Raw genomic sequence first — 23173 nt, forward strand, 5'->3', positions numbered from 1 at the left:
TCCTTGACGAGTTGGCCGACAAGACCCAGGTCATGATCTCGGTCAGCCACTGACGTGTGCGCCGTCGACCCCACCGGGCGGGGTCGACGGCGCGCCGGCTCCTCCTCGACGGCGCCGCGCGCGCCGTCTTTCTTTTTGTCCATGATACTGAGTATTTCCAAGTGCTGCTCATATGCAGTGCGTGCGGTCGGCGCCTCACGCGGATCTCGTAGGTGCCCGGTGAGAAGCGTTTCGGTGTCCAGCGTGTACGCGTTCTGGACGACCGCTGCGACGGCCTAGCGCGATCGCGACGAGGCCGCCGACGATCGCGCGCGACGAGCTGGCATCCGCTGCTGGCGACGAGACGTGGCGAGGGGCTTTCAGGGTCTGGCTGAAAGTCGGTGGGCGGAAGCCACCGAGAGGTCGCGAGCACATCATCGGCTGTCGCGCGGAATGACCGAGCGCCGGATGCATCACTCAGATCGGGCGGATCGGGCGCGCGGGGGCTGCCGGCCCGCCGCCGTGCGGTCGCGGTCACGAGACGGGACAGCCCGCACCTGCGTTGCGCTGTCCAAATCCGGTCGTCTGTGGCGACGTAGGGTTAGTGGCCGCGTATCGTGCGGTCGTGCCGATAGGAGGCGATCGTGCCGGAGTACATGTTGTTGCTTTACGGGTCCGAGTCTGCTGATGAGGCTGAGCGGGCGCAGCGGTGGGCGGAGATGCCGTTGTGGGATCAGGTGAACGCGAGTCTGCGGGACGCGGGCGTGTTGGTCGCGCACGCCCCGCTTCATTCGGTCGAGAGCGCCACGACGGTGCGCGTCCGAGGTGATGAGACGGAGTTGACAGATGGTCCGTTCGCGGTGACGAAGGAGGTGCTGGCTGGCTATTACGTGCTGGATTGCGCCGATCTGGATGAGGTGATCAGGCACGCTGCAAGGCTGCCGTGGACCCGGTACGGGTCGGTCGAGGTACGGCCGATCGTGGCCGATGACGAGATCCCGCGGTCCGATCCGAGCGCCAGCGCGTCTTGAGCTCTGCCGAGCCGCCACGCCGTGCGAGCCCGGATCCGGTCGGCGCGGCCGTCGAGGAGGCGTTCCGCGCGGAGCGCGCGGCGGTGCTGGCGACGTTGATCCGCCATGTGGGCGACTTCCAGCTGGCGGAGGATGCCATGCAGGACGCGTTCGCCGACGCGGTCAGCGCGTGGCGGCGTGACGGTGTCCCAGCCCGGCCGGGCGCGTGGCTCACGGTCGCCGCGCGGAGGCGGGCGATCGATCGGATGCGTCGCAACCGGTCGATGGCAGATCGAGCAGATCGGCTGGCGGAGCTGATGCGGCTCGACCTCGAGGAGCACTCCGACGAGGACGAGGCCGGCGCGATCGTCGATGATCGCCTGCGGCTGATCTTCACTTGTTGCCATCCCGCGCTCGCCCTGCCGGCGCGGGTGGCGTTGACGCTGCGCGCGCTCGGCGGCCTCACGACCGGTGAGATCGCGCGCGCGTTCCTCGTGGCGGAGCCGACGATGGGCAAGCGGATCGTCCGCGCCAAACGCAAGATCGCCGACGCGCGGATCCCGTACCGGGTGCCCGCCGACGAGGAGCTGCCCGACCGGCTGCGCGGTGTTCTCCGCGTGCTGTACCTGCTCTTCAACGAGGGCTACTCGGCGACCGAGGGCGAGCGGCTGGTGCGGGCTGAGCTGTGCGCCGAGGCGATCTGCCTCGCGCGGCTGCTGTGCGAGCTGATGCCCGACGAGGCCGAGGTCTGGGGGCTGCTGGCGCTGATGCTCCTGCACGACGCTCGCCGCGCTGCGCGTGTGGCGCCCGACGGGCGCTACCTCGCGCTCGACCAGCAGGACCGCTCGCTGTGGGATCGCGAGCGGCTCGGGACCGGACTCGAGGCGCTCGACCGGGCGACGCGGTTGCGCCGCCCGGGCCAGTACCAGCTGCAGGCCGCGATCACCGCCGTGCACGTTCGAGGGGCGGACACCGGCACCACGGACTGGGAGCAGATCGCGGAGCTGTACCGCGCGCTCGGCGAGATCGCGCCGTCGCCCGTCGTCGAGCTGAACCGCGCGGCGGCGGTGAGCTTCGCCGTCGGACCGCAGGCCGGGCTCGAGCTGCTCGAGCCGCTGCTGGCCGACGCCGCACTCGAGCGCTACCAGCCGCTGCACGCGGCACACGCCGACCTGCTCCGGCGAACCGGTGACCCACTGGCCGCCGCGCGCGCGTACGAGCGGGCGATCGCGCTCAGCGCCAACGCGGTGGAGCGGGCCGAGCTCCAGCGGCGCCTGTCGACGCTCGCCGCCGACTGACGTCTGCCGCCGCGGCTGTCCAAGCCGGGCGCGGTGCTGCGACGTCCTCTGTGACGCCGCCAAAACGGGCGGTGGAACCCGGACCAATGGAGGTCTGATGACGTCCCAGTCATCCCATGTCAACCGCTGGCGGGCGTTCGCGCTGCTGGCCGTAGCGTTCTTCATGACGGTCGTCGATCTGACGATCGTCAACGTCTCGCTGCCGACGATCGGCGCCGACCTGCACTTCTCCGAGACCAACCTGCAATGGGTCGTGACCGCGTACGCGCTCACGTTCGGCGGGTTCTTGCTGCTCGGCGGCCGCGCCGCCGATCTGCTCGGCCGCCGCCGCATCCTGATGGTCGGGCTCGCGCTGTTCGGCGCCGCGTCGCTGGCCGCCGGGCTGGCAACCGCCGCCGGCTTCATGATCGGAGCCCGGGCGGTCCAGGGCCTCGGGGCGGCGATCATGCTGCCCGCCGCCCTGTCGATCGTGATGAACATGTTCCAGGAGGGCGCCGAGCGCAACAAGGCCCTCGGGATCTGGGGTGGTCTCGGCGCCGGTGGCGCGACCGTCGGAGTGATCGCCGGGGGCCTTCTGACCCGGTACGCCGGCTGGGAGTACATCTTCTACCTCAACGTCCCGATCAGCGTCGTCGCGCTGCTGCTGGCACCGCGGATCGTGCCCGAAAGCCGGCTGGACACGGTGCGGCGCAAGTTCGACGCCGCCGGCGCGCTCACCGGCACCGCCGGGCTGGTGCTCCTCGTGGACGCCATCTCCCAGGCACCGCAGTACGGCTGGGGCGACGCGCGGACGATCGGCGTGCTCGCTGCGGCTGCCCTGCTGCTCGCCGCGTTCCTGCTGATCGAGCGTCGCGTCACCGATCCGATCCTGCCGCTTCAGATCTTCCGCCTGCGCACGCTCGCCGGTGCCAACATCGCGGGCCTGCTGCTGGGCGGCAGCTTCTACGCGTTCATCTTCGTCGGCACGCTGTACATGCAGCAGGTGCTGCACTACAGCGCGCTCCAGTCCGGGCTCGCCTGGCTGGCCGCGTCGCTGACGTCGATCGCGCTCGCCGGCCTCTCCCAAGCGCTCGTGACCCGCGGCGCGACCAAGATCGTGATGGCGGCAGGGATGGCCATGATCGGCGCCGGGGCGATCTGGGCCGCCCAGGCGCCCGTCGACGGAGACTTCCTGGCCGACCTCGCCGGCCCGATGGTCGTGTCCGGCGCGGGAACCGCGTTCGCGTTCATCCCGATCTCGATCGCCGCGCTCGCCGGCATCAAGGAGCACCAGGCCGGGCTCGCGTCCGGGCTGCTGAACACCAGCCAGCAGCTCGGCGGCGCCCTCGGCATCGCGATCGCCTCCAGCGTCGCCACCAGCCACACCCAGACGCTGCTTCACACCGGGCACGCCGCCCCCGCGGCGCTCACCGGCGGGTTCCAACAGGCGCTCTGGGTGCTCGGCGGGATCGCGCTGCTCGCCATTCCCGCGATCTTCGCGCTCGTCCGCCACGAGGCGGTCCCGACCGCCGTGGCCGAGACGAGCGACCGCGACCCGCAACCGGCGCTCGCCTGCACCAACTGACCAAGCACGCGACCCAAGGAACAACGACCATGCGCAAGATCATCAACTCCGCCTTCGTCTCGCTCGACGGCGTCACCGACGACCCGCGACCCTGGGCGACGTTCGACTCGGGCTCGGCAGAGGAAGCCGTTCAGGCGCTGAACGCCCTCGACGGCTTTCTCATGGGACGCGGCACCTACGAGTACTTCGCCCACGTCATGCCCGACCAAACGGGACCGTACGCAGACGCCATCAACGCGATCCGCAAGTACGTGTTCTCCTCGACGCTGGAGAGCGCTGATTGGAACAACTCCACGATCATTCGCGAGGACGTCGTCGCAGCCGTGACGGAGCTCAAGCACCACGATGGTTCCGATCTCATGATGTACGGATACGGCCGGCTCAACCAGACCCTGCTCGCGCACGACCTCGTCGACGAGATCCGATTCTCGGTTCACCCAGTGCTCGCCGCCGGTCGAACGGCAGACGGCGGCCAGACGCTCCCGCTGAAGCTCCTCGCGGCAACCCCCTCGCCCAACGGCGTCGTCGCGCTCACCTACGCGCCCACCTCGAGCTGAGTGGCAAGACCCGGCGTGGCCACAAGCCCGCCGGGTCTCACCACATTGCCGCGCTTGAGGAGAACATCCGCGCGGCGCGCCGCATCGTCCACGGCCTGTGGCAGATCCTCCACGCCCCCGATGCGGAGGTCCTCGACGACGATGAGGACGTTGTCCAACCGCTTGAGTGTCATGGCTTCCCTCGGTTCGAGAGCACGAGCACTGGGATATCGCGATCGGTACGGGCCTGATAGTCGTCGTAGAAGCGGTAGCCGGCGGTGAGCTGCGGCCAGTAGCCGGCCCGCTCCTCGCTGGTCGCGCGGCGCGCGGAGACCGGCCGCTTGGTCCCCTTGATCTCGACGGTCGCCTCCGGCGTCGCCTGGAGGTTCAGCCACCAGGCCGGCGGCGCGTCCGACCCACCGCGGGAGGCGACGACCACGTAGTCCTCATCGTCCTGGAGGTAGAGCAGCGGTGACTGGCGCGGCTTGCCGCTCTTGCGGCCGACGGTGTGCAGGATCAGGACCGGCAGGTCCTCCATGCTGCCGCCGAAGCGCCCGTTGGACACGCGGTAGATGATGATGTTGGCCTTAGGGATCAGGTTGGCGAGCTTGGCCTTGAGCGTGCCGGGCGGTGGGAAGGCGGGCGGGGGCTTGGACGACATCGGGGTCACCGGCCTCGGTCGTAGTACCGGCGGACGCTGGAGCCGATCCGCGTGATGTCGGTGCCGTAGATGTGGATCGAGATCGCGACCTCCTCGCCGGTGTTGTGCACGCGGTGGATGTCGCCGGGCGGCGCGAACCCGTTGACGTCGCCGACCCGGTTGTCCTCGGCGCCGACGAGGTTGAGGTCGGCGTCGTAGATGTCCTCGTGCTCGCTGCCCTGGACGACGCCGAACACGCACCACGTCGTGTGGTCGTGGATCGGCGTCTGCTGGCCCGGCCGCCACACGACCGCGGTGATGGAGAAGGAGCCGTCGGGCTCGACGTGCAGCGTGTGGCCGGCCGCGCGCTCCGGGGCGCCGAGGCGCTGCTCGGGCGTGAGGACGTCGGGGCGGGGCAGGTGGGCGCGGAGCTGATCGGCGACCGCGGACGCGGTGTGCGACCAGTCGGCGCGGGCGTCGATCGCCGTGCGGACGCCGGCCGCGAGTCGGGCCAGCTGGTCCACGGGCTGGGTCAGGGTGGCAGGCATGTCGGTGAGCTTGGTCCGTCGGCGAGCATCCGTCCAATGCCAGTTCTCGACGTCATCCATAGATAGGATTGATGAATGCTCGACGTGACGCGGTTGCGGGTGCTCGACGCCGTCGCTCGCCATGGCTCGGTCACGGCGGCCGCGCGCGAGCTGGCCTACTCGCAGCCGTCGGTCAGCCACCACCTCTCCCGTCTCGAGGCGGAGACGGGGGCGCAGCTGCTCCAGCGGGCGGGCCGCGGCATCCGCCTGACCCAGGCCGGGCAGCTGCTCGCCGACCGGGCGGCGGAGATCATCGGGCGCATCGACGCCGCCGACGCGGAGCTGTCCGCCCACGTCGGCCTGACCGCCGGCCGCGTGCGCCTGGCGGGGTTCGCCTCCGCCATCGGATCCCTCGTGCCCCGAGCGGTGGCCAGCCTGGCGCGGGATCATCCGGGCCTGGAGATCGGGTCGACCGACGCGCATCCGCCCGAGGCGCTCGAGCTCCTGCGGACGGGGAAGGTCGAGGTGGCGATCATCTTCCGGTACGACGACGCCGAGGAGGAGCCAGCCGGCGTGCGCCTGCGCCATCTGCTCGACGACCCGATGTACCTGCTGTCGCACCGTCGAACCCGTGGGCTGGCCAGCCTCAGCGACGCGACGTGGATCGCCGGCTGCCCCCGCTGCCGCGGCCACCTGCTGGCCCTCTGCGACGCCGCCGGCTTCGAGCCGCGCATCGGCTACGAGTCCGACGACATGGTCCTCATCCAGGCCCTCGTCGCGGCGGGCCTCTGCGTCGCGACCCTTCCCGGCCTTGCCCTCCGCGCCCATCACGCGGACGGCGTGATCGCCCGCAAGCTCCCGGGCCTTCCTCGCCGCGTCTACGCGGCGACCTACGGCGACCCACCGGATCCACCGGCGGTCGCCGCGCTGGTCGGTGCGCTGGCGGAGGCGGCGGCGACGACGTAGCGCGCCTCCGTCGCGCCACGACGAGGATGGCAACCCCGAGCACGACGCCCCGACGCCGGCCGGTCCCACAAATGCGGGTCCGGCTTCGGGCGAGGGGGCGCGCGTGACACGATCACCGACGCCGGCCGCGAGTGGCTCGCGCAGGTGATCCCAGGCCACATCGAGGTCGTGCGCCAGATGCTCCTCGAGCCGCTGTCGGCGGGCGCCATCCGTGGGTCAGCGCCTCGCGGTCACCGAGCGCGTGACGATGACGGCCTTGCCGCCCTTGGGGGTGAACGCCGCGCGCAGCACGAGCTTGAGCCGTCCTGAGCTGCGGCGCAGGCGGGCCTTGCCGGTCTTGCCCGGGCGCAGCGTGACGGTCGTCGTGCCCGCCGCGGCGGCCGACCTGGCGCCGGCGCCGTAGGTGATGGTCTTGGTCTTGCGCCCGCTGCGCGCGCGGTAGGTGGCGCGCAGCGACCAGCGGCCGGCGGCGGGAGAGCGCAGGGTGACGACGATGACGCCGCCCTTGCGGGTCACCACCGCGGCGAAGCCGGCCCGGAGCGCGGGCGGCGGGACCGGTACGGACGGTCCACCGCCTGCGGGGCTGCCGGTCCCGCCCGACCCCGGGGTCCCGCCGCCGGCCGGCGTGGGGACGGGCGCGACCGGGCGCTCGGCGGCGCCCGCGTCACACGCGGGACCTTGCGGGCGGGCGACGCCCCGCGCGTCCCCGGCCGGGCACGCGCCCACCGCGCGATCCAGCGCAGGGGAGCCGGCGAGCGGCTCGAAGACCGGGATCGGGTCGCCGGTGATCGGACCGAGACCCGGCGCGGCGGTCACCACGTCGGCCGGTGCGGCGAAGCCACACGACGCCGAGCCGACGTTGCCGCCGTCGCTGACGAGCGGCGAGTCGCCGCAGTCGGCGCTCAGCGCCGTGTTGGCGGCGATGATCGAGGAGCGCACGTGCACCGTCCCGACATCGGCCGTGCTGACGCCGGCGTCGTAGCCGTAGGGCGCGCTGTTCCCGACGATCGTCACGTGGGTGAGCGTCGTCAGCACCGCGCTGTTGTACATGATGCCGGCGCCGTGGAAGTTGACGACGTTGCCCGTGATCGTCACGTTCGTGAGGTCCGCCTTCGGCGAGCCCGAGCCGCCCAGCATGAGCCCGCCGCCGTACCCGGAGCCCTGCACCCACTTGTTGTCGCGGATCGTCACGTCCCGCGCCACGAGGTGACCGCCCTCCTTGTTGATCCCGGCGCCGAGCGCGGGCGCGGCGGCGCCCCGAAGCACGTTGTCGCGGACGACGACCCGCTCGAGGACGAGGTCGGCGCCGCCCTGGTCGTAGATGCCGCCGCCGTACGCTGAGCTGCCGTAGTCGACATCGCCGCCCGCGACCGTCAGGTCGCGTAGGGTCAGCGACGCGCCGGGCAGGACGTGGAGCACGCGGTCCTGCACGAGCGACTGGATCGTCGACGCAGCCGCGCCGGCGCCGCGGATCGTGACGTCGCGGCTGACGTCGAGGTCGCCCTCGACGTTGGAGTCCTCGGGGGCGGTGGACGGCGCGTTGGCGAGCGTGAGGGTCGCGACGCCGGTCGGCAGCACGATCTCGTCGGGCAGCACCGTGCCGTTGGCGGCGTCGACCGCCTCGCGCAGCGAGCAGTCCGCCGCCGTACACGCCCCGTCGCGGCCGTCGCCGAGCTTGGTGACCGTGAACGTGGCGGCGCCCGCACCCGGCGCCGCGATCCCGAGGAGCGCCGCCGCGAGCGGGAGGACCATCCGGAGGGGCCGCGTCATGGCGCGACGCTACCAGCCCGCCTCGCCGGCCCGGCACCGTCAAGCGGCCAGGTCGCCGGCGGTGCTCTCCGAAGCGCGCCGCCTCGACACCGCGGTGCATGCTCTTGAAGCGCGACATCGCCACGGAGATCACACTGCCCTCGCTGGGCTGGTCCGCGCGCTCGAGGCACCGGCCACCATGCACCTGCGCTACCGAGTGGTCAGAGGATGAGCGGAGACGCGCGGCGGCTTGCGGGGGCTTCGACCGAGTGGAGCTAGGGGGACTCGAACCGCCGACCTCTGTGCGGGCCGGTTGCGTTCGGGCCCGACATGGGGTGCGCTCAGGCCATGGACGCGCCTCACGTCTCCCGGAGGGAGGCGGACAGGGCGCGGGCTTCGTGCTCGGTCATGCGGGAGGTCTCGTGCGGCACGCCGTTGACCCAGCGCTGCGTCAACCGGGCGATCCGTTCGCCGTATCGCTCCGCGGTGATCCGGTCGCCGCGCGAGCCCGCGTGCTCGGCCGGGAGATCGGCGTGGCTCTGGCTCATCAGGCCGAGCCATGAGCCCAACCGGTTCACGTCGTCGCGGGCGCCGCCGCTCCAGTTGTTGCCGGGCATGTCGGCCACGCCGATCCACTGCATGCCCATCTGCGCGGCGAAGACCGCCAGCTCCTCGAGGACCAGCAGCTTGTCGCCGCTCTGTGAGGCGGACATGGTGAACCCGCCGGCCAGCTTGTCCTTCCACGCCTGGGTCGTGAACGGCGTGAACGCCGCCTCCATGAACGCCTTGAACACCGTCGACACGCTGCCCATCAGGGTCGGGCAGCCGAGGACGATTGCGTCGGCGCGCTCGAGCAGCGTAAGCACCTCGGCGTCGTGCCAGCGGGCGGCGACGACGTCCTCGGGTCGGAGCTCGACGAGGTGCACCCGGGCCCCGGGCACCGACCGTGCCCCGTCGGCGAGGTGCTCGGCCAGGACTTGGGTGTGCCCGTGCACCGAGTGGTAGACGACAGTCACCGTAACCTCTGGGGTGTCGTGCTCGCTGGTGTTGCTTGTCATGTGTCTGTCTTTGCTTCCGGTCGTGGGGAAAGTCGTTCCGGGCCATTCCACCCGGTGTCCGGACGGGCATCAACGCCGACGGTCGACGCGCAGCGATCGGCTCCATCGATCGATTGCCGTAGTGTGGTGCCCGTGGACAGGGTCGAGTTGGAAGTGTTCGTCGCGGTCGCGGAAGAGCTGCACTTCGGCCGCGCGGCCGAGCGTCTGTATCGGGGGCAGCCCACCGTCAGCGACGCTGTCCGGCGCTTGGAGGCCACCCTGGGTGGGCGGCTGTTTCACCGCACCAGCCGGCGCGTGTCGCTGACCGATCTCGGCGCAGCGCTCCTGCCCGAGGCCTACGCGACCCTGGCGCAGCTCCGCCGCTTCGAGCAGCGCGGACGCGCCCTGGCGGCGGGCGACGGGAGCCGCACCACGCTCGTGGTCGCCCACGCCGAGTACACCGACCACGCGCTGCTGCTGCGCTGCCTGCCGCAGCTGCGCGACCGCTTCCCCGACGTGACGATCGTGCCGGAGGCCATGGCGACCACCGCCCAGCTGACCGCCCTCCGGGCCGAGACGATCGGACTGGGCATCGGCTGGGCTACCGGTGACGTCGCCGGCGTTCGCGCGCGGGTGCTGTCCACTGAGCGGTTCATGGCGTTGGTCCCGGCGTCGCACCCACTCGCTCGGCACGCCGAGCTGAGCGCGTCCGAGCTGTCCACCACCGGCCTGCTCACTTGGCCGCACCAGATCAACAGCGGTCTCTGCGACCGCCTCCTGTCCGCGTTCCACATCGGCGGCGCCGATCTGCGCATCATCAGGACCGCCGACAGCGTGGACGCGATCGCCGCGCACGTCGCAGCCGGAACGGGCGTCGGCATCACCGTCGAATCCGCCCTCGACCGCCCGCCACCCGGCCTACGTGTCATACCGCTCACCGGCCCTTCGACCACCGCCGACCAGCTCGTCCTTACGCCCAACGACCCGTTGGACGCCGCCACGGCACTACGCGACCTGCTCCTGCGCGCCGCGGCTGAGTCGTCGATCGTCGATCGTCGGCCGGTGGCGGTGAACTGAGCCGATCCACCAGAGGCGACGAGGTCGCCTCTGGTCCGCGCTCCGAGCGCTCGTCCCGCGGGACCAGCGGTCTCGTCTTGAGCGCGGCGCGGGCAACTGTGCCGAATGGACGCTCGACGCGGTCGGCGCCGCCGATGGCGCGCTGCGGGGCAAGGGCCTGCGGATCCCGGCGGCCGTCCTTGACGGCTACCGGAAGCTCAAGGTCCGCAAGTCCGCCCGGACCGTGGTCGAGCAGCTGGAGGACTCGGGGATAGAACGGGTGCAGACCGTTCGCGAGCAGGAGATCGCGATCGAGATCGACCGCGATGACGTCGCGGCGTTCGAGCCGCTCCCGACCGGCGAGGAGCCGGTGACCGACTCCGTAGTGGACATGGTCGTCGCGATCGCGTCGCCCTCCTTCACCGACGGCAACAAGTGGCGCCTGAGCGACGGCGGCAACACGTTCTAGGCCTCCCTAAACGACGAGTCCTTCAAGGCGGCGATCGACGCCGGGCCGCGAGTCGTTCCACGCGGGGGACATGCCGCGTTGCCTATGGGGATCCTCCAGTGCGGGGTCGTGGTCGGAGAGCATCGCCGACTTCGAGGTCGCCGACTGGTTCGGTCAACGCGGCGCGAAGAGCCGGATGGCCGCGCTGGTCGACGACCGGATCCAGAGCGCCGAGCGGTAGGTTGCAGGGCTCCGAATCGGCGCCGATCGACCCAATCAATGGGTATTCGCCGTTTTCAGGCACCAGTGCCTGAAACGGAGCGGCCGCTACGCCGATTTACGGCCCAACCCTGAACGACGAAACCCCCGCAGATGCAGGGGCTTCGTGGAGATGGAGCTAGGGGACTCGAACCCCGACCTCCTGGGTGCGATGTACGAAGCCTGCGCGTCCGGACACCATCATTTGCAGGACTTTCAGAGGCGCTCGTCGGTACTCGAGGAGCGGCGGATTGCCGCAGATTTGCGACGCTTCTCGGGGTTCCAGGCACTCGCGGCATTCCAGTGCCTGGACGCCTGTGCCGCGGTCGTGCCGTTCTGCGGCGGCCAACGGGTCGCGCTCAGGCTGCGCGCGACTGCGCGGTCGCCGCCGCAAGCACGTAGTCGCAGATGCGCTCGGTCGCCTGGCGCAGGCGGCGGAAGTAGGTCGCGCGCGAGACGTGCAAGGTAAAGGCGACGTCTTCGTGGGCGGCGGTGCGGTTGGCGTAGGCCGCGAAGGCGACCTCGCGCAGGAGCGTCTCGTCCGGGCCGGCGCCGAAGGACTCGGTCATCGCGCGGAGCAGCAGCGCCCGGACCGCGTCGCCGCCGCGCCCGGCGATCACCGTCAGCGGGCTGGCCGCCAGCTCGGTCGGCCGGTCCAAGTCGCGCAGCGCCTGGCGTATGTCGTCCTCGCCGATCGCCGGCGCGACGAGCGACACAATCTGATTGGGTCGGTCGTCGGGACGCGGCAGGCCGAGCTCGGTGTAGATCGTCGCGCGCAGGCCGCCGAGGACGCCGCCGGGGCCGTGGTCGATCACGTAGCACTCGTGGACGTGCTCGCCGACCTGCACGTCGAGGCCGTCGATCCGGCGCCCGCCCGCCTGCTCCATGAACGCGACCGACGCCGTGTTGACCGGGCTGATCGGGATGTAGAAGCAGCGCGGGTTCGGCAGCCCCGAGCGCAGGATCGTGCCCGTGTTGATGACCGCGAGCACGCGCGACGCGAGGTCGCCCTGCTCGTCGGCGGTGAGGTCCAGCGCGTCGCGCCAGATCAAGGCATTGCCCTTGGGGACGTGCTGGGCCGCGTGCTTGATCCAGCGCCCGACGTAAGGGTCGGCGAGCAGCGCGGGCGACGCGCCCGCGGGCGTCCCCGCGATCGCCAGCCCGCAGAGGGCATCGTGATGGTCGCGCGCGACGACGAAGTGCTCGGGTGCCGCGGCGGCCAGCGCGCGGGTGGCCGCCCACCACTCCCCGCTCGCCCGTGCCAGCATGTGCTCGGGCGGCGCCTCGAGCTCCCCGGGTCGCAGCTCGTCGGGACGCAGCACGCGCGCCGCGTCGGCTCCGAAGCCCCAGCGCAGCGCCGGGTCCTCGATCAGCTCGGCGAGGTCGATGACCAGCCGCGGGTCGTCGGCGACGGCATGGTGGTGGAGATGGTCGGCGATCCGGCGGCGCAGCTCGCGCTCGCGCTCCGGGCGCTGGGCGCGCAGCTGTGCCCGGAGCGCCTTGCGGACCAGGTCGTGCATGGCGACGCCGTCGCCGACCGGCTCGGCGATCGACTGCGCCCGCAGCCACGCCTGGGCCTCGTTGGGCGGGATGCCCGGCAGGACCTCGGCCAGCAGTGAGGCGGTCGTCACGCGCGCGATGGCGGCGACCGCGGTGACGTCGTCGTGGCGGTCGGGCGAGTCCGGCCGGGCCAGGACGAGGCGGCTGACGAGCAGGTCGACGAGCTGCGGGTCGGACCCGAGGTGGTCGTCGGGCCAGCGGCCCTCGCGTTGGGCGATCGCGGAGGCGAGGCTGAGCGCCAGCGGCGAGCCGCTCGACCACTGCACGAGCGCGGAGGCGGTCGCGGCGTCGTCGATCCCGTGGGCCGCGACGAACTGCAGGCCCTCGGCGACGGTGAGCGGCGCGAGCGCCAGCGCGCGCGTCAGGTGCTCCCAGCCGTCCTGGAACCACTCCGGCGCCGGGCGCTCACGTCCGGCGAGCACGACGATCGCCCGTGCCGGCAGCGCCGGCAGCAGCCGCTCACGCAGCGCCCCGTCCAGCGCCGAGATCTGCTCGTAGGTGTCGAGCAGCAGCACCGGGCGCTCCTCGGCCTGGGCAGCGACGAGGATCGCTTCCAGCGCGCCGGGCGCCGGCGGGAGCTCGCGCCCGTCGATGCGCCAGGGGGACCAGCCCGCGGCGACGCCGAGGCGCCCGACCTGGCGCAGCAGCGCGCTCTTGCCGATGCCGCCGGGGCCGTGGACGTGCACGACGCTGACCGGCGGATCGTCGACGAACAGGCCCTCGAACACCGCCAGCTCGGCCGTGCGACCCACGAACCGCTCCACCTCACGTGCGCGGAGCCGATCCGCAAGCGTCCCCGCCATTGGGCCGCAGAGTAGCTTCCCGCCGCCTTCACGGGCGGCGAGTGGTCCGCGCGCTGCTGCTGGTCGAGAAGCTTCAGCGGTGCCTGACCACCTTCTTCCCGGCCTTGTGCTTCTTGACCGGCTTGGCCTTCGGCAGCGTCCGGGTGAAGTGCCCTGCCTTGCCCAGGACGCCGGTCTTCGAGGTGCCGGTCAGCGTGATCCTGAGCTTCGCGCCCGCCGGCGGCGCCTTCAGACGCAGCGTCGGGCGCTTGACCGTCCGGGCGATGTTAAGGCCGTTGGAGCTCTTGAGCTCGAACAGCGTGGTCTTGGCCCGCGCGTCGCGCGGCCAGCTCAGCGTGATGAACGCGCCCTTGCGCTTGAGCGTCAGGCGCTTGGGCGCGGCGGGCCGCGGCGCGTTGGGCGCCTTGTAGGTGCCGAGCTTGAGCCGGTCGGCGACGTAGCCGTCGACGTTGGTGACCACCGCCTGGACGTCGCGGGTGCCCGCGGCGCCCTGGCCCGGATGGAAGGCCAGCGTGCCGCTGCCGTCGGCGGTCACGCGACCGATGATGCTGCCCGCGGCCGTGCCGACCTCGGCGAAGTCGATGTGCTGGCCCTTGCCCAGGCCGGTCACGTTGTAGGTCAACGTGCGGTTCTGGCCGGTACCGCTGACCTTGCCGGTGATCTTGGCGGGCACGGTGCCGTTGGCCTGGATCGCTTCGACGAGGCGGACTGAGTCCGGGGCGACCTCGACCGTCCAGCGCCCGGCCGACGGCTTGGCGACGACGACCTCCGTGATGCCCGTCGTCGGGTTCTTGAGCGCGGCGACGCCCGGCGTCTGGACCGGGGCGTTGCCGACCCCGGTGTCGATCGTCTCGCCCTTGGGGCCGTGGAGGACGACGTGCGGCGCGCCGCCGGCGCCCTTGAAGCCCATCGCGGTGCCGGGCAGGCCGGCCGGGATGTCGATGGAATCGGCACCCCGCCCACCCGCGCTCTGGGCCGCGTGGGCCTTCGCCACGCTGCGACCCGTGTAGCGGACGAGCGTCGCCTCGTTGCCGCGGCCACTGGTCGGGATCGTCTCGACGCCGGCCGTGCGCGCGGCCTTGGCGCTCATGCCGTGGATCGGCGGCCCGATGACCAGGTCACCGGAGAGCGCGTTCTTGATGACCACCTTGTAGTCGTCGACGTCGCAGCCGAACAAGTACAACTTGGGCCCGTGGCCCCACTTCGCGCCGCCGCCCGGGTGCCAGTCCCCGAACACGGTGTCGAACGTGAGGCAGCCGACGATGCCCTTGTTGGAGGCCAACAGCTCCGCGCCGGCCGTGAAGTCGAGCGGGATGATCGAGATCTTTGCCCAGGCCTGGGCGTTGAACTGCTGCTTGAAGTACTCGAAGTCCAGCCCGAGGCTCCAGCCGATCCACGGGTCGTCGTTCGGGTAGCCGCCGTTGACCGCGGCGCCGACGTGGACGTAGCCCTCCGTCGTGATCTCGGCGTCGATCGTCGCCTTGATGAGCTCGACCAGCGTGCCTTCGCCGTGGAAGAACAGGACGTTGGGCAACGGGTTCGGGTACCGGGCGAAGCCGAAGCCGAAGCGCGCCTCGACGAGCTTGGCGACACTGAGGCCGATCGACCCGCAGAGCGCGAACGTCGGCGTCTTGTAGTTCATGAAGAGCTGGTGGAACAGGACCTGGTTGGGCCCGTCGTGGGCCAACACGTAGTCCTTGTAGCCGGGCAGGAGCTTGTCCAGGGCGTCCCAGCCGGCGTAGGGCGTGATGTCCTCGAGGCCGACGTGCTTGACGCAGTTCTCGTTCGCGGTGACCTTCGGCCCGAAGTCGATCGTCAGGCCGACGTGGGTGATCAGCAGCGGCCCGACCGTGATCGCGCCCTCGAATTGCAGGTCGACCATTTTGACCTTGCCCTTGGCGAGCTCGAGCTTGCCTGAGAGCGACGTCGGGACCGGGACGGCCATGCTGGCCTTGGCCTCGATCGCCCAGTTGCCGTCGCCGCTGTAGGTGATCTTGACCGGGCCGAGCGTGATGACGCCGAGCGGGATCTCGTCGACCGTGTAGCTGAACGGCGCGAGGTCGGCCGCGGTGGCGCTGGGTCCGAAGACCGCGTGGGTCGGCTGGCTGGGCGTCTTGCCCAGCAGCTCGGGCGGCGTGCCCGGGAGGATGTCGAGCGTCGAGGTGCCGTTGGCGTCGAGCTTGGGCTCGCCGCTGACCTTCAGCGGCAGGCCGCCGATGCCGGCGTTGGCGTCGACCTTGAAGCCCGCGATCGTGGCGCCCGCGAGGTCCCAGTCGATCTTGCCGTCGATGAACGCGAAGTCGGTCTGCTTGTAGGTGCCGACGACCTTGACGTTGGCGGCGCTCAGCACGGCCGAGACGGTGCCGCCCGGCGCGACCGTGTTCTTCTTGGGGATCTCGACCAGCTTGCGCTTCCAGGTCAGGACCGCCTTGGACGTCAGCTTGGTGTCGACCTCCAGGCCGTTGACCCGGAAGTGGCCGTCGGTCGTGTAGGTCTGGGTCCGGATGCCGTCCTTGTCGACGGTCGTCAGGTGGAAGCAGCCCGTGCCCGACTGCGCGGTGCCCTGGGTGACGATGACCGCCTTCTCGATCTTGACGATCGGGTTCTCGACGCAGGGGCCCTCGCCGACCTTCAGGTTGTCGGTCGTGGTGGCCGCGCCGCCCTCATCGTCGATGACGCGCGCGCCGACCAGGTGCTGCCCGGCCGTGTTGGAGGTCGTGGTGACCTTGGGCGTCGCGCCGGTCTGCGTCTCGTAGGTGCCGTTGCCGTCGAGGTCCCAGGCGTAGGCGACGACGCCGCCGTCGGAGTCGCCGGCGAGCGCGGTCAAGGTGAAGGTCTTGCCCGCCTGCGGCTCGGCCGGCGGCTCGATGATCGCGACGCCCGGGTTCTTGTTGGCGACGACCGCGAGGTTCGCGCCGGTATTGGCCTTGAGGCCCGTGTCGTCGGTGACGGTGAGCAGGACCCCGTGGTTGCCGGCGGCGTAGGTCGTGCTGACGGTCGGGCCGGTGTGGTCAGTCGTGCCGTCGCCGTCGAGGTCCCACGCGTAGGTGGCAACCGTGCCGTCGGGGTCCTTGGAGCTCGTGGCGTCGAAGGTCACCTGCTGGCCGGGGCGCAACGGACGACCCGGGCGCGTCGGCGTGTAGTCCGTGGTGAACGACGCGACCGGCGCGGAGCCGGCGGCGCCGAGGCGCGCGAAGAAGCCCGAGTTCCCGGCCTGCTCGGAGACGCGCCCGGTGACGATCGTGTGGCCGTCGGCACCGAGCGCGACGGCGTAGGCCTCGTCGTCGCCGCCATCGGACACCGCGATGTTGCGCACCGCGCCCGCGGTGAGGTCGTCGCCGTAGGTGACGATCGCAACCTGCTGGGTGGAGGCGATGCTCATGCGGCCGGCGAGCGTGAGGGCGCCGGTGGCGGGCGCGATCACGAGGTCCTCGATGTCGGTGATGTGCGACGGGCTGGGGTCCTGGGTCGTGGTCTTGACGACCGCGCCGGTCGGGCTCAGACGTGCGACGCCGACGTGGTGGGCGACGCCCTGGGCGACGACGGTCGCCGCCACCGTGGCGGTGCCGTCGGTGGCGAGGCGCAGGCGACGTCCTTCGACGTCGTAGGTCGCCGGGGCGGCGCCGTCGAGGTCGGCGGAGGTGAAGCCGGAGGGCGTGCCGCCGGTGCCGTAGCTGGTGTCCAGCGTGCCCGCGCCGGTGTAGCGCGCGACGGTCAGCTGGCCCTTGGTCCCGCCGCCGGCGGCGCGCCAGCCGGTGACGACGATGCGGTCCGAAGCGTCGATGGCGACGTCGTCGAGGCGCGTGGCGGCGCCGCCGAGCAGGACGCGCGACTGGCCGCCCGAACCGAAGCCGGCGTCGTCCTGGCCGTCCGGCGTGAGCCGCGCCAGGATGCCGGCGTCACTGCTGCCCGGGTGCGTGCCGGCGAGGACGATCTTGCCGTCGGACTGGACCGCGGCGTGACCGAGGCGGACGCCGCCGCCCGACGTGGTGACCGTCGCGATGCCGCTGGTCCCGAACGTGCCGTCGAGGGCGCCCGTGGCGCTGATGCGCGCGACGACGATCACAGGCACGGCGGCCGTCGCGGTGGCAGCGACGAGGATCCGGCCGTCGGGCAGCACGATCACGCTGCGCGCCACCACTGAGCCCTGACCGCCGCCGAAGGTGACGAGGCCGCCGGTGCCGAAGGCCGGGTCCGGCGTCCCGTCGGCACGGCGCTTGGTGAGCGCAAGCGTGTCGTTGGCCACCTCGCCGGCGGCGAGGAAGCTGCCGTCGGCGAAGCCGTGGACGGCCGACCAGCGACCGCCCTGGGCGCCGCCGGTGAAGATCACGCCACCGGCGCCGAAGCTGGGATCGAGGTCCAGCGGGCCGGCCTGGGCGCCCGGGGCGACGGCCGCGAGAGCGGCCAGAGCGGTGAGGACGAGCGCGAGGAGCGTGGACCGGGCACGGCGGGGAGCGGGCATCGCGGCCCACCTTGCCGCCTTGCGGGTCAGAAGACCGTCTCGGATGGGTCTCAACCCGGCGTTCTAGGACGGCGGCCAGGGCGACATGGGTGAGCAGCGGGTCTTCGCCGTCGTGTCGGTCAGTCGAGGCCGTACTCGCGCAGCACGGGAGCGGCATCGGCGTCGCCTGCCGCAGCCAGTAGCGCGGCCGAGGCCGCGGTCGAGGACGCCGCCAACTTCGTGCTCCAAACACTGGCTATAGAACGGCCTCGCCAAACCGGACGCGGCGGCTGGTCCGTACACCGCCGAGCTGACTGTCTAGTTGTAGGTCCCAAGCAGGCTCAGCCTGGTCGGTTTGGAATGCACCCTGCTGGATGATCTAAATCTCTTAGTACACGAGACCGGCAACTGTCTACTCACGGTATTGCTGCTCTCGCCTCGCAGGCTAAGCCGCACCCTCGGCGCCTTGCGCCACGCCCGCGCGGCGGCCGCCGCGGAGCCGGACGCGACCCCGCAGTCGCGCTGATGACGCGATGGGGGCCGTTCTAGCGCTTGCGAGAGAACACGGGCTCCCGCTCAGCATGGGCGGTCGTGCGGAGGGCGCCCGAATTCCCGGTAATCCCCAGAACCAGTCACATATCTCGGAATAAAGGCACTGGTGCCTGAAACGGAGCGGGAACTCGGGCCGGTTCAGGGCCAGCCCTGAACGACGAAACCCCCGCGGTAGCAGGGGTTCCGTGACGATGGAGCTAGGGGGACTCGAACCCCCGACCTCCTGGGTGCGATGCAAGAAGCCTGCGCCGCAGAAGTTGGCCGCGGGCAGCAGGATCGTGCCGGACCTCGGCCTGCAGGCCGGCCTCGTCGCCGCTCGCGATGGGCGTGATCACAGAACCATGGTTGTAGATATCTGATTAGTCAGATATGAAGGTCAAAAAAGAGGCGAGCGCTCATCCGTCCGTCCTTCCGGCGACACCTCTCCGGCGAGGGTCGGCTGAGTCAGATGAAGGGCTCGGGCGCCGTTGAGCGCCCGAGCCGTTAACGCTCACCTCCTCTCTGTCAGCGCCGGGTCAGCGGCGCTCGTGCACCTAGCGCTGGAACTGCGGGCCCTGCGGGGGCAGTTCGAAGTCGGACTGCGTGGTCAGCGCGTCGGCCTCGGCGGTCGACGTGTCGTCGCCCGGTTCGACGGCCTCAGGCTCCTCAGGCATGCTGTTCACCTCCTCTGATCTCGGGGTGCGCACGGACGCCCGGGGCGGGCTTCGTGCGGAAGAGCTCAATGGCTGAGCACTTCGTCGTCGCCTCCACCCCAACGGATGGTGAAGGCGTCGCCGCTGCGCTCAGAGCGACGTGCGAGATCACTTCGCCAGGGCGCCAAGCCCCAGGGGCGGGACGCCCTGGGCGGCGCGCCTTTGCGCCGTCCAGGGTGCCCGCTATCGCGGCATCAGCCGCGAACGGTCATGCCGTCGTGGCCGCCCGCCTGACGGTCCAGATCAGCGCTGCACGCGCAGCGCCGGCACTTGCGAGTGGTGCTGTGGCAGTAGCGGCAGCTGCCGTCGCTGCACCAGTTGTGACTGCCCTTCGAACATTCGCCCGATACGGCCACCGCGAAGAGACGGTTACTTTCCGCAGATGAGCGTCTCGGTGAGGCAGGCGTTCGTGTGCGTGTGGGCGGTCAGGCCGCAAGTCAGGCCGTCGAAGCACGCGTCGCTGTGGGTGTGCGCGACGGTCTGACCGCAGGTGATCGTGACGGAGTAGCACTGGTAGCTGTGTGAGTGCTGCGGCTCGGACTGAGTGGGGTCATTCTTCCTGGCCATCTGCGTGGATCCCTTCTCGAGCGGCACCGATGCGCGATGCCGCGACGGATGTGCCGGGTGCCTTGCTCTCGTGCGGCAGGCGGCCCGGGTGGAACGGGCATAGCGCCATCTAGGCCGCGTGCGGCCGCAGATAGCGTCCCTATTACTTGTTGACCGGCACGAGCCAGACGCGTCGGTTGGCGCCGAGCTGGTCGGTGTAGGCCAGAGTCCAGCCGACCTTCTGGCCGCAGGCGACTCGTCGCCATGGGCCATGGCCGACCCGCTTGAGCTCGACGACTTGGCCGTTCTGGATCCGTCCGAGTACGACCGCGCCGTCCGTGAGCCTGACCGGCTGATCGCGCATGGTTATGTCGACAGCGACGACCCGCAGCGCGCTGACGCCCGCGGCCGGCGTCGGGCAGGTGAGCAGCGGCGGCGTCGAGGCGCTGCGCGTCGCAGCGGACTGACTGGTGCCGGGGCTCGTCGAGCCAACTGTGGTGGTGGGCGAGCCGGTGCAGCCGGCAAGCGACGCCGCCAGCAGAAGGGCGAACGCAACCGCCCTGTTCACGATGTTTCGCTCCTGCACAGCGTGCCGGGAGCCCGTACCGGTTGGTGTAGTGGTCACAGAGGGTCCTTCTGTGGGAGTTCGCTCGGGAATCCGTCCCGGCGGCGGTGAGGCTGAGCGCCTCGCGCGCTGCCCCCATGGCGTCGTGGGGGCACCGCAGGCGCGCTCAGACGTTGCGGGCTTGGGCCTGGTGAAGGTCAGTCTTGGTGTCTCGTCAGAACGTCGTCCAGCGTGCCGAGCGGGCGCTCGGGGTCTTCGAGCGTGGGTGGCTCGGAGTGCGAAGTGCCCACCACACGTCGATCAGCGTGTCTTCGCACTCGCGCGGATGTGCCTGGGGGCAATGAAGCAGTCGGCGCCCTGGCAGGCGTGGGCGGCGCCCGCGGCGAAGCTCTGGGCGAAGAACGTGGCCGACGGCCGGTCCAGCCGACGACCAGCGGAGCGCCTTGGGCAGGCTGATCTCGGTGCGGATCGTGTGCCGGCTCCCTTCAGGTTGCCTCACCGACACCTCGAGGGGGGCGTGTGCTCGGTGGAACGCTCAGGGCTGAGCACCTCGGGGCGCCCCGTCGACTTCGGGGTAGGTCAGCGGCGCTGCACTCAGCTCAAGGCGCGGCCCGATCTCCGGTTAGGTCCTTTGTCGTCGGAGACGGCCGCCCGGGCTCGGACGGACGGGGTGCGCTCAGAGCGTCTTGGCGGGCTCCAGGAAGTCGATCCGGTACTCGCACAGGTCGTCGACGACGCAGACGGTTCAGAGCAGGACCAGCTTGGAGCTCAGCCACGGCGCGGCGAGCTTGACGCCGAGTGCAGGCCGCGGGCGTCTTGTTCATTGCGCACCGTCTCGAGGGCGAACCCGTCGACAGCGTCGGCGAGTTCCTTGGTGAGGAACTGGAGCTCACCGCCGGCCTTCCACGCGGTCACCACGGTGGCGTCGATCGTGGCCTGGCCGCGGAGGAGGCAGAGCTCGAGGATGTCGAGCATGCCGGCGGTCGCCGCGCGCATGTCCGAGGCCGGGACGCCGTCAAGCGGTTTCGCCAGGAGGCCGTGGTCGACCCCGAACCAGCTGAGCATGCGTGGGGTGTCGCCCGCTGGTTGATCGGCGGGACGCCGGTGGCAACGTTGGCGTCGGTGGCCGGGCCGAACATCCAGACGGCACCGAGCGCGAGGGCAGCGAGCACGACTGCCCAGCTCCCGCCCATGACGACGCTGATGAGCATGAGGCACGCTACGGGGGCCGAAGAACAGGACCTGCCGGCGCTGCAGCGGGGTGAGGTTCGCGGGCAGGCGGTTCTCGGCCGCCCGTCAGGCCTGCTGGAGCTTCTGGAACATGGTTCCTCCTCACTCGGGCGTTGAAGGGCCCGAGCTCAGGCGGTCGTCGGTGACGACCGGTGCGAGCCGAATGGCGGTCTGCCGATTCGGCGGCTACAGCAGAGAAGCGAGAGAGAGAGAGAAGAGAGGGGATGGGGCGAGCCGAACGCTACTTAGGCGCGCGTCAGGCGCCAAATTCGGCTGCGCTGAAGCGCTTCGCCGGATCCGGCGAAGCGCCCGCGGGCGCCGCGCCGATCCAGCGAAGGCCGCTTTCAGCGCGTCCGCAACAGGGCGCGGATCGACGACGTGCACGCGCCGCGGCCGGCACGCCTCCTGCTCGCCCAGGCGAACACGCGCCTCCGGCGGCAACGGGACGTTCACGGCAGGTCAGCAGATCGCCGACTCGATCGGCTGCCCACAGGCCCTGAGCGCGCGCGCCACCGCGCGAAAAGCCCAGGGCGACAGCAATGCCCTTGAGCCGGCCGCCGCAGGATCGTTCACCGACGCTCGCCCACGGAGGAGCGGCCGCGACACCAGACCGGCGAGATCTCCAGCGAAATCACAGAGGTCACGAGGGCCGTCGAGCGCCAGCTACAGCGCAGCGACGATCGCCCCCAAGGCGCCCATCCGCGGCCCGAACAGCACCGGAAGAACGTCGTCGACGTGGTGCCCGACGCCGGTGAGTCGGTAGAAACGCCGCCGGGGCGGCCGGAAGGCAGCGGGTCGGGCACCTCCAGTCTGACTGTGCGAACGCCGACTGGCCGACCTCCGGCGGGGTTCGGACACGTGGCGGTCGAGCTGTGCCACGAGTGTTATCGGCGGTTGTAGCCGGCCGAGATCCTGCTGGCCATCGAGGCCATCGAGGCCCCAGCGCATTCGCCGCCGACATTGGCGACCACTTCGCGCCCAGCGCACCGCGCTCGCGAAGGTCACCGAGCTCGCCTTGACGCTGCCTCCGGAGTCGGCGCCGACGATCTTCGAGGTCCCGGTCCTGCTCTCCGGCGAGCAGAAGCGACCTTGCTGCCCGCTACCGGGGAACGGGATTCGCACGTCTGCGACACCCAGCCCAGCGGCGCGGAGCGCGGGCTGGCAGAGGTCGCACACGTTGGCCTTGACTGTGATGACGTGCTCTGGGGCAAGCGCTACGGCGCGTGCCACAAGATCGGGCACGTGCTCGTCGAGCCGCTCGTTGCCGATCTTGGGATCGGTCTTGAGATCGATCAGGCACACACCGCGGTCGCGCAGCCGCGCGAGGTGGCGGGCCTTGCTCGCACGTGACGGCGCTTCACGCAGCACCGTCTGCACGACGTAGCGGAATAGGCTGTCCTGGTCGCGAACCTGCTCGAAATAGAAGTACCGATCCAGGTCCGATGGTGGTGCCTCGGCGATCAGTAGCAGTCGTACGTCGCGGGGTCGGTAGGCCGCCGCGGCGTGGCCGCGTCGCTGCCGCGCCTGCTCGTGCGGGTTCATGTCGGTTGAGGGTCCCATGCATCGGATCCCGGGCGCCGAATCGCGAGGAATCCCCGGGGAACAAGTCGCATATCGTGGAAGCGCTGGCAACACGCACCTTGAGCAGGACCCGGACGCCGCAGCTCGGCAGCGCTCTACCAACGCCGCGTCGGTCTTCTGCTCCCACTCGTTGAA

17 protein-coding genes are annotated in these 23173 nt (G+C 71.0%); 7 read left to right on the forward strand and 10 right to left on the reverse strand.

Annotated elements, in window-relative coordinates; genetic code table 11:
- Nucleotides 1-623: 623 nt before the first annotated feature.
- From DSM104299_RS01120 to DSM104299_RS01135, 4 genes are all read left to right on the forward strand, one after another.
- Nucleotides 624-1010, forward strand: coding sequence for a YciI family protein (locus DSM104299_RS01120; RefSeq protein WP_272475442.1), 387 nt, complete (start codon nt 624-626; stop codon nt 1008-1010).
- Complete coding sequence (locus DSM104299_RS01125; RefSeq protein WP_272475443.1) at nt 1007-2287, forward strand: RNA polymerase sigma factor; 1281 nt, start codon at nt 1007-1009, stop codon at nt 2285-2287. Before DSM104299_RS01120 ends, DSM104299_RS01125 begins: the two co-directional genes overlap by 4 nt.
- Before the next feature lie 97 nt (nt 2288-2384).
- Nucleotides 2385-3851, forward strand: a complete 1467-nt coding sequence (locus DSM104299_RS01130; RefSeq protein ID WP_272475444.1) for an MFS transporter — start codon at nt 2385-2387, stop codon at nt 3849-3851.
- Between the two features lie 29 nt (nt 3852-3880).
- Nucleotides 3881-4408, forward strand: a complete 528-nt coding sequence (locus DSM104299_RS01135) for a dihydrofolate reductase family protein (protein WP_272475445.1) — start codon at nt 3881-3883, stop codon at nt 4406-4408.
- Here DSM104299_RS01135 and DSM104299_RS01140 read toward each other — a convergent pair.
- From DSM104299_RS01140 to DSM104299_RS01150, 3 genes are read right to left on the reverse strand one after another with little or no spacing between them, the layout of a single operon-like run.
- Entirely contained in the window at nt 4387-4566 is a 180-nt protein-coding gene (locus tag DSM104299_RS01140; protein WP_272475446.1) for a hypothetical protein, read from the reverse strand. The genes DSM104299_RS01135 and DSM104299_RS01140 overlap by 22 nt on opposite strands.
- 11 nt (nt 4567-4577) lie before the next feature.
- Nucleotides 4578-5048: a nitroreductase family deazaflavin-dependent oxidoreductase gene (locus DSM104299_RS01145; protein ID WP_272475447.1), complete on the reverse strand. Its 471-nt coding sequence runs from the start codon at nt 5046-5048 to the stop codon at nt 4578-4580.
- 5 nt (nt 5049-5053) lie between these two features.
- Nucleotides 5054-5575, reverse strand: coding sequence for a cysteine dioxygenase family protein (locus DSM104299_RS01150; protein WP_272475448.1), 522 nt, complete (start codon nt 5573-5575; stop codon nt 5054-5056).
- 75 nt (nt 5576-5650) lie between these two features.
- On the opposite strand from DSM104299_RS01150, the gene DSM104299_RS01155 reads away from it, so the two are divergent.
- Nucleotides 5651-6520, forward strand: a complete 870-nt coding sequence (locus DSM104299_RS01155; protein WP_272475449.1) for a LysR family transcriptional regulator — start codon at nt 5651-5653, stop codon at nt 6518-6520.
- A gap of 216 nt (nt 6521-6736) precedes the next feature.
- Here the strand turns inward: DSM104299_RS01155 and DSM104299_RS01160 are convergent, their stop codons facing one another.
- Both DSM104299_RS01160 and DSM104299_RS01165 read right to left on the reverse strand, forming a co-directional pair.
- Nucleotides 6737-8290, reverse strand: a complete 1554-nt coding sequence (locus tag DSM104299_RS01160; protein ID WP_272475450.1) for a CSLREA domain-containing protein — start codon at nt 8288-8290, stop codon at nt 6737-6739.
- A 338-nt stretch (nt 8291-8628) separates the two neighbouring features.
- Nucleotides 8629-9285: a flavodoxin family protein gene (locus DSM104299_RS01165; RefSeq protein WP_272475451.1), complete on the reverse strand. Its 657-nt coding sequence runs from the start codon at nt 9283-9285 to the stop codon at nt 8629-8631.
- 96 nt (nt 9286-9381) lie between these two features.
- Between DSM104299_RS01165 and DSM104299_RS01170 the strand changes: the two genes are divergently transcribed.
- Nucleotides 9382-10383 carry a LysR family transcriptional regulator gene (locus DSM104299_RS01170; RefSeq protein ID WP_272475452.1) on the forward strand — a complete coding sequence of 334 codons (1002 nt, stop codon included), beginning with the start codon at nt 9382-9384 and terminating at the stop codon, nt 10381-10383.
- A gap of 223 nt (nt 10384-10606) precedes the next feature.
- Nucleotides 10607-10831, forward strand: coding sequence for a hypothetical protein (locus DSM104299_RS01175; protein ID WP_272475453.1), 225 nt, complete (start codon nt 10607-10609; stop codon nt 10829-10831).
- A gap of 596 nt (nt 10832-11427) precedes the next feature.
- On the opposite strand, the gene DSM104299_RS01180 is transcribed toward DSM104299_RS01175, so the two are convergent.
- The 5 genes from DSM104299_RS01180 to DSM104299_RS01200 all read right to left on the reverse strand — a co-directional run bounded on the left by DSM104299_RS01180 (nt 11428) and on the right by DSM104299_RS01200 (nt 22999).
- Nucleotides 11428-13380: an ATP-binding protein gene (locus tag DSM104299_RS01180; RefSeq protein WP_272475454.1), complete on the reverse strand. Its 1953-nt coding sequence runs from the start codon at nt 13378-13380 to the stop codon at nt 11428-11430.
- Nucleotides 13381-13504: 124 nt separating this feature from the next.
- Nucleotides 13505-17893 (reverse strand): PKD domain-containing protein, encoded by a 4389-nt coding sequence (locus tag DSM104299_RS01185; RefSeq protein ID WP_272475455.1) that lies wholly within the window; start codon nt 17891-17893, stop codon nt 13505-13507.
- 1932 nt (nt 17894-19825) lie between these two features.
- Nucleotides 19826-20230 carry a hypothetical protein gene (locus tag DSM104299_RS01190; RefSeq protein ID WP_272475456.1) on the reverse strand — a complete coding sequence of 135 codons (405 nt, stop codon included), beginning with the start codon at nt 20228-20230 and terminating at the stop codon, nt 19826-19828.
- 765 nt (nt 20231-20995) lie between these two features.
- On the reverse strand, nt 20996-21292 hold the full coding sequence (locus DSM104299_RS01195; protein WP_272475457.1) for a hypothetical protein: 297 nt from the start codon (nt 21290-21292) through the stop codon (nt 20996-20998).
- An 828-nt stretch (nt 21293-22120) separates the two neighbouring features.
- Nucleotides 22121-22999: a hypothetical protein gene (locus DSM104299_RS01200; RefSeq protein WP_272475458.1), complete on the reverse strand. Its 879-nt coding sequence runs from the start codon at nt 22997-22999 to the stop codon at nt 22121-22123.
- Between the last annotated feature and the right edge of the window lie 174 nt (nt 23000-23173).

Origin of the sequence: Baekduia alba, from assembly GCF_028416635.1 — a bacterium.
Classification (GTDB): Bacteria; Actinomycetota; Thermoleophilia; order Solirubrobacterales; family Solirubrobacteraceae; genus Baekduia; species Baekduia alba.

Bases quoted from the DNA above. Each gene is read 5' to 3' on its own strand.
- DSM104299_RS01145 (WP_272475447.1), bottom strand. From the start codon at position 5,048: ATGTCGTCCAAGCCCCCGCCCGCCTTCCCACCGCCCGGCACGCTCAAG.
- DSM104299_RS01150 (WP_272475448.1), bottom strand. From the start codon at position 5,575: ATGCCTGCCACCCTGACCCAGCCCGTGGACCAGCTGGCCCGACTCGCG.
- DSM104299_RS01195 (WP_272475457.1), bottom strand. From the start codon at position 21,292: ATGCTCAGCTGGTTCGGGGTCGACCACGGCCTCCTGGCGAAACCGCTT.
- DSM104299_RS01185 (WP_272475455.1), bottom strand. From the start codon at position 17,893: ATGCCCGCTCCCCGCCGTGCCCGGTCCACGCTCCTCGCGCTCGTCCTC.
- DSM104299_RS01160 (WP_272475450.1), bottom strand. From the start codon at position 8,290: ATGACGCGGCCCCTCCGGATGGTCCTCCCGCTCGCGGCGGCGCTCCTC.
- DSM104299_RS01200 (WP_272475458.1), bottom strand. From the start codon at position 22,999: ATGAACCCGCACGAGCAGGCGCGGCAGCGACGCGGCCACGCCGCGGCG.
- DSM104299_RS01155 (WP_272475449.1), top strand. From the start codon at position 5,651: ATGCTCGACGTGACGCGGTTGCGGGTGCTCGACGCCGTCGCTCGCCAT.
- DSM104299_RS01130 (WP_272475444.1), top strand. From the start codon at position 2,385: ATGACGTCCCAGTCATCCCATGTCAACCGCTGGCGGGCGTTCGCGCTG.
- DSM104299_RS01135 (WP_272475445.1), top strand. From the start codon at position 3,881: ATGCGCAAGATCATCAACTCCGCCTTCGTCTCGCTCGACGGCGTCACC.